The sequence below is a fragment of the Phenylobacterium sp. genome (genome assembly GCF_036402295.1).
GTDB lineage: Bacteria > Pseudomonadota > Alphaproteobacteria > Caulobacterales > Caulobacteraceae > Phenylobacterium.
The window spans coordinates 1-5258 of the sequence record NZ_DASWTE010000049.1; the positions used below are offsets into that span (position 1 = coordinate 1).

The 5258-nt window shown below is 72.8% G+C and carries 4 protein-coding genes; 3 read left to right on the forward strand and 1 reads right to left on the reverse strand.

Features of this window, described 5'->3' with window-relative positions; genetic code table 11:
* The 3 genes from VGD44_RS02975 to VGD44_RS02985 form a co-directional block, all read left to right on the forward strand.
* Positions 1-316 (forward strand): endonuclease/exonuclease/phosphatase family protein (locus tag VGD44_RS02975; protein ID WP_331083717.1); only part of this gene is annotated, 316 nt, incomplete at its 5' end.
* Between the two features lie 243 nt (positions 317-559).
* Positions 560-1948: a 3' terminal RNA ribose 2'-O-methyltransferase Hen1 gene (locus tag VGD44_RS02980; protein ID WP_331083719.1), complete on the forward strand. Its 1389-nt coding sequence runs from the start codon at positions 560-562 to the stop codon at positions 1946-1948.
* Positions 1945-4536 carry a polynucleotide kinase-phosphatase gene (locus VGD44_RS02985; protein WP_331083721.1) on the forward strand — a complete coding sequence of 864 codons (2592 nt, stop codon included), beginning with the start codon at positions 1945-1947 and terminating at the stop codon, positions 4534-4536. Before VGD44_RS02980 ends, VGD44_RS02985 begins: the two co-directional genes overlap by 4 nt.
* Here VGD44_RS02985 and VGD44_RS02990 read toward each other — a convergent pair.
* Positions 4533-5258, reverse strand: a 726-nt coding sequence (locus VGD44_RS02990) for an amidase family protein (protein WP_331083723.1), incomplete at its 5' end; no start/stop codon positions are given. The two genes, VGD44_RS02985 and VGD44_RS02990, sit on opposite strands and share 4 nt — an antisense overlap.

Below are 5258 nucleotides of genomic sequence, written 5' to 3' on the forward strand. Positions count from 1 at the left end.
GGATGCGGACGTGTACGCCCCGGAGCGCTGGCGCGACGACGCGCTGTTCCAGCCGCCGCTGAAGGCGATGTTTGCGCGGCTGCAGGATCGCGGGTGGACCGACGCCCTCCGCGCGGTGTTCCCGGACGAGCGCGTCTACACATTCTGGAAGTACTGGCGGAACGCCTACGAGCGTGACGCCGGCCTGCGGATCGACCACTTCCTGCTGAGCCCGGCCCTGACCCCGCGCCTGACCGCCGCCGGCGTCGACCGCGAGCACCGCGGCCGCGAGGGCGCCAGCGACCACGCGCCGGTGTGGATCGAGGTCTCGCGCTAGCGGCGCTGGCGAAGACAACCTGGCCGTGATATCCGGCGGCCCATGATGTTCGTCCGCTCGACGTTCGGCCCTGGCAATCGACCCGGTCACGGGATCGAGCAGGCCTGCGCGCGCGTGGAGGGATAGCGTCAGACGGCACCGTCTGTACACCGCCTCACCCCTCCAGCCGACCGGCGGAGGGGTTTTTCATGAAAACTCCATCGCCCAGGCCGGAACGTCAGAACCGCCCACCCGAGTTTTCGCATGTACCTTTCCGTCGCCACTACCCACCGCCCGGCCACCGACCTGGGCTTCCTGTTGCACAAGCATCCCGGCCGCGTGCACGAGACCGAGCTGCCGTTCGGCAAGGCCGTGCTGTTCTATCCCGAGGCCAGCGAGGCCCGCTGCGAGGCGGCGCTTGTGCTGGACGTCGACCCCGTGGGCCTGGTCCGCGGACGGGGGAACGCGGACGGCATGCTGGACCAGTATGTGAACGACCGGCCCTATGCGGCCTCGTCGTTCCTGTCGGTGGCGCTGGCGCGGTCGCTGCGCACGGCGATGACGGGTGCGTCGCGCGAGCGGCAGGACCTGGCCGACACCGAGATCCCGCTGGAGGCGGTGGTGACGCCGCTGCCGGCCCGGGGCGGCGGCGAGGCGCTGGTGCGCGAGCTGTTCGAGCCGTTGGGCTGGGCCGTCGAGGTGACGCCGGTCGAAGGGGGCGGCTACGTCAGCCTGCGGGTCACGGGGCAGGGCCGCGTGCAGGCGCTGCTCAACCACCTCTATGTGCTGATCCCTGTGCTGGACGACGACAAGCACTATTGGGTCGGCGACGACGAGGTGGCGAAGCTGCTCAAGCGCGGCGAGGGCTGGCTGGAGGCGCATCCGGCCAAGGAGCTGATCGTGCGCCGCTACCTGACCCACCGCCGGAAGCTGACGCGCGCGGCCCTGGAGCGGCTGGCGCCCGAGACCGCCGAGGAGGACGGTGACGAGGCCGACGAGACGGCCAAGCCGCCGCAGCGGGAGGAGGCGCTCGAGACGCCGCTGCGCCTGAACGACCAGCGGATGATAGCGGTGACCGAGGCCCTGAAGGCGTCGGGCGCGAAGACTATCGCCGACCTGGGCTGCGGCGAGGGCAAGCTGCTGCAGCGGCTGGTGCGCGAGCGCTGGGTGGCGAGCCTGGTGGGCGTCGACGCCTCGGCGCGCGACCTGGAGCGGGCGGTGCGCCGGCTGAAGCTGGACATGGCGACGGGGCCGCGCGAGGGACGCGTGCGGCTGCTGCACGGCTCGCTCACCTACCGCGACCGGCGCTGGGAAGGCTGTGACGCCGCCGCCCTGGTGGAGGTGATCGAGCACCTCGAGCCTGACCGGTTGCCGGCGCTGGCGAAGGTGGTGTTCGGCGCGGCGCGGCCGGCGACGGTGGTCGTGAGCACGCCGAACGCCGAGTATAACGCGCTCTTCCCGAACCTGCCGGCCGGCGCGTTCCGGCATGCCGACCACCGGTTCGAGTGGACCCGCGCGGAGTTCCGGGCGTGGTGCGAAGGCGTGTGCGCCGCGCACGGCTACGAACTCGCCATGAGCGACATCGGCGAGGTCGACGAAGCCCTGGGCGCGCCGACGCAGATGGCCGTCTTCACCCGGGAGGCGCCGCAATGAGCAAGCGACGCGACGAGGTGCGCGTGCAGCGCCTCGACATCCCGGACTTCTCGCTGGTGGTGCTGATCGGCGCCACCGGGTCGGGGAAGTCGAGCTTTGCCGCCCGGCACTTCAAGCCGACCGAGGTGATCTCATCGGACTATGCGCGCGGGCTGGTGTCGGACGACGAGAACGACCAGTCGGTGAGCGCCGACGCCTTCGACCTGGTGCGCGCCATCGCCGAGAAGCGGCTGAAGAATCGCAAGCTGACGGTGATCGACGCCACCAACGTGCGGCCCGCCGAACGGCGCGGCTGGATCGAGCTGGCGCGGCGCTGGCACGCCCTGCCGGTGGCGATCGTGATCGACCCGGGCAGCAAGGTCTGCATCGAGCGGAACCTGGGACGGCCCGACCGCAACTTCGGGCCGCACGTGGTGATGCGCATGGCGGGCGAGATCCGCCGCAGCTTCCGCGGCCTGCCGCGCGAAGGCTTCCGGCAGGTCTGGCATCTGGACGGCGAGGCCGAGATCGAGGCGGCGAGCGTCGAGCCTAAGCCGCTGTGGACCGACCGGCGCACCGACGCCGGGCCGTTCGACATCGTCGGCGACGTGCACGGCTGTGCGGACGAGCTCGGCGAACTGCTGGCCAAGCTGGGCTACGACGTGGCCTGGAGCGAGGACCGCGGCGAGCGGACGGTGTCGGTCGCGGCGCCGCACGGGCGCAAGGTGGTGTTCGTGGGCGACCTGGTGGACCGCGGGCCGAACGCGCCCGACTGCCTGCGCATCGCCATGAGCATGGCGGCGGCCGGGACCGGCTACGTCGTCCAGGGCAACCACGAGCGCAAGCTGGGCCGCTGGCTGGAGGGCCGCAAGGTAACCATCGCGCACGGCCTGCAGCAGACCATCGACCAGCTCGAGGGCGAGACCCGGGGCTTGCGCGAGGCTCTGCCCGGCTTCCTGGACGACCTGCGCAGCCACTACTGGCTGGACGGCGGGCGGCTGGCGGTGGCGCACGCAGGGCTGAAGGAGGAGATGGTAGGGCGCGGCTCGAATGCCGTGCGCGAGTTCGCCCTCTATGGCGAGACGACGGGTGAGATCGACGAGTTCGGCCTGCCGGTGCGGGCCGACTGGGCGGCGGCTTATCGCGGGCCGACCACGATCGTCTACGGCCACACGCCGGTGCTGGAGGCCGAGTGGGTCAACAACACCCTCTGCATCGACACCGGCTGCGTATTCGGCGGCAAGCTGACGGCGCTGCGGTGGCCGGAGAAGACGCTGGTGGAGGTTCCGGCGCGCCAGGTGTGGTGCGAGCCGATGCGACCGCTTGCCCCCGCCGACGGGGGACGCGGCTTGCAGGCGCAGGCCGACGACCTGCTCGACATGGAGGACGTGCTGGGCCGCCGCTGGGTCGCTACCGAGCTGCGCGGCCGGGTGGTGGTGGCCGAAGAGAACGCGGCAGCGGCGCTCGAGGTGATGAGCCGCTTTGCGCTCGCGCCGCAGTGGCTGGCGTACCTGCCGCCCACCATGTCGCCCTCCGAGACCAGCGCGGCCGAGGGCTGGCTGGAGCGGCCTGAGGAGGCCTTCGCTCACTACCGCGCGCGGGGCGTCGAGGAGGTCGTGTGCGAGGAGAAGCACATGGGGTCGCGCGCGGTGATCGCACTCTGCCGCGACGAGGCGGCGGCGCGGCGGCGGTTCGACGCGCAGGCCGGCGAGATCGGCGCGGTCTGGACGCGGACGGGACGGGCGTTCTTCAACGACCCGGCGATGACCGACGGTCTCCTGGCGCGCCTGCGCGGGGCGGCGGAGGCCGCCGGGCTGTGGGACGAGCTCAGCGCCGACTGGGTGTTGCTGGACGCCGAGATCATGCCCTGGTCGGCCAAGGCCGGTACGCTGATCGCGCACCAGTACGCGCCGGTGGCGGCGTCGGCGCAGGCTGGGCTGGCGGCGGCGGACGAGGCGCTGGCGCGGGCGCTGGCAAACGGCGCGCCGGTCGCCGAGCTGGCGGCGCGGGTGTCGGCGCGGCGGGAACGGGCGGTCGCCTATGCGAGCGCCTGGGCGCCTTACGTTTGGCCGGTGGGCGGGGTGGCCGACCTGAAGGTCGCGCCGTTCCACGTGCTGGCATCGGAGGGCCGCGTCTGGTTCGACCTCGACCACGTCTGGCACATGGGCTGGGCCGACCGGCTGGCCGCCGCGGGTGACGGCGTGGTGGCCGCGACCCGCTGGCGGCGCGTGGCGCTGGCCGACGAGGCGGCCTGCGCGGACGCGGCAGCCTGGTGGGACGCCATGACCGCGGCCGGCGGCGAGGGCATGGTCGTGAAGCCGCGGGACTTTGTGGCGCGCGGCGAGAAGGGGCTGATGCAGCCGGCGCTAAAGGTGCGCGGGCGCGAGTACCTGCGGATCATCTACGGCCCCGAGTACGACGCGCCGGAGCACCTGGCGCGCCTGCGCGAGCGGCGGCTGGGCGGCAAGCGGGCGCTGGCGCTGAAGGAATTCGCCCTGGGGCACGAGGCGCTGAAGCGGTTCGTGGCCGGCGAGCCACTGCGCGCGGTGCACGAGTGCGTCTTCGCGGTGCTGGCCCTGGAGAGCGAGCCGATCGACCCGCGGCTTTAGAGCTCCGGCGCGACGAACCCGCGGACGTTCTCGTCGATGGCCTGGGCGATGGCGAGGGTGCGGGCGTCGCCGGCGATGGGGCCGATGAGCTGGGCGCCGACCGGCAGGCCCGACGCCGTCAGGCCGGCCGGGACGGCCGTTGCCGGAAGGTGCAGCGCGGTGGCGGCCGAGATCCAGGTGAGGATGGTGTTGTACGGCAGCGCCTTGCCGTCGGAGGTCTTGAGCGACCGGCGCTGGAAGGGCCTCTTGTCGTGCGGGAAGGCCGGGACCGGCGTGATGGGCGCGAGGATGGCGTCCCACTTGCCGAACGCCCCGCCGATCTCGTGGCGCAGCCGGGCGCGCACGGCGTCGGCGGCGAGCCACTCGCGGTGGCGGGCGGTGTAGGCCAGCGTCATGACCGCGTTGGAGAGCGGACCCGCCCCGCGCTTCACCGCGCCCTGGGCGAAGAAGCGCATGCGCTCCAGGCTGCGGAGGAAGGCCGGCGGCATGTCCTCGCCCAGCACGGCGCCCAGCAGGGTCTGATAGGCGTAGAGCAGCGCGCGCATGTCGACGGGGCTGGGGATGCGCTCGACGGTGGCGCCGGCCGCGCGGAGGTCGCCCGCGAAGGTCTCCAGCGTGGCCCGGACCTCCGGGTCGACGGGGCAGTTGGGGTCGTCCAGCCAGAGGCCGATCTTCGTCTCCTTGAGATCGGCGGGCGGGGCGCGGGGCGCGAGCGGGCCGTT

Bases quoted from the DNA above. Each gene is read 5' to 3' on its own strand.
- VGD44_RS02980 (WP_331083719.1), top strand. From the start codon at position 560: ATGTACCTTTCCGTCGCCACTACCCACCGCCCGGCCACCGACCTGGGC.
- VGD44_RS02985 (WP_331083721.1), top strand. From the start codon at position 1,945: ATGAGCAAGCGACGCGACGAGGTGCGCGTGCAGCGCCTCGACATCCCG.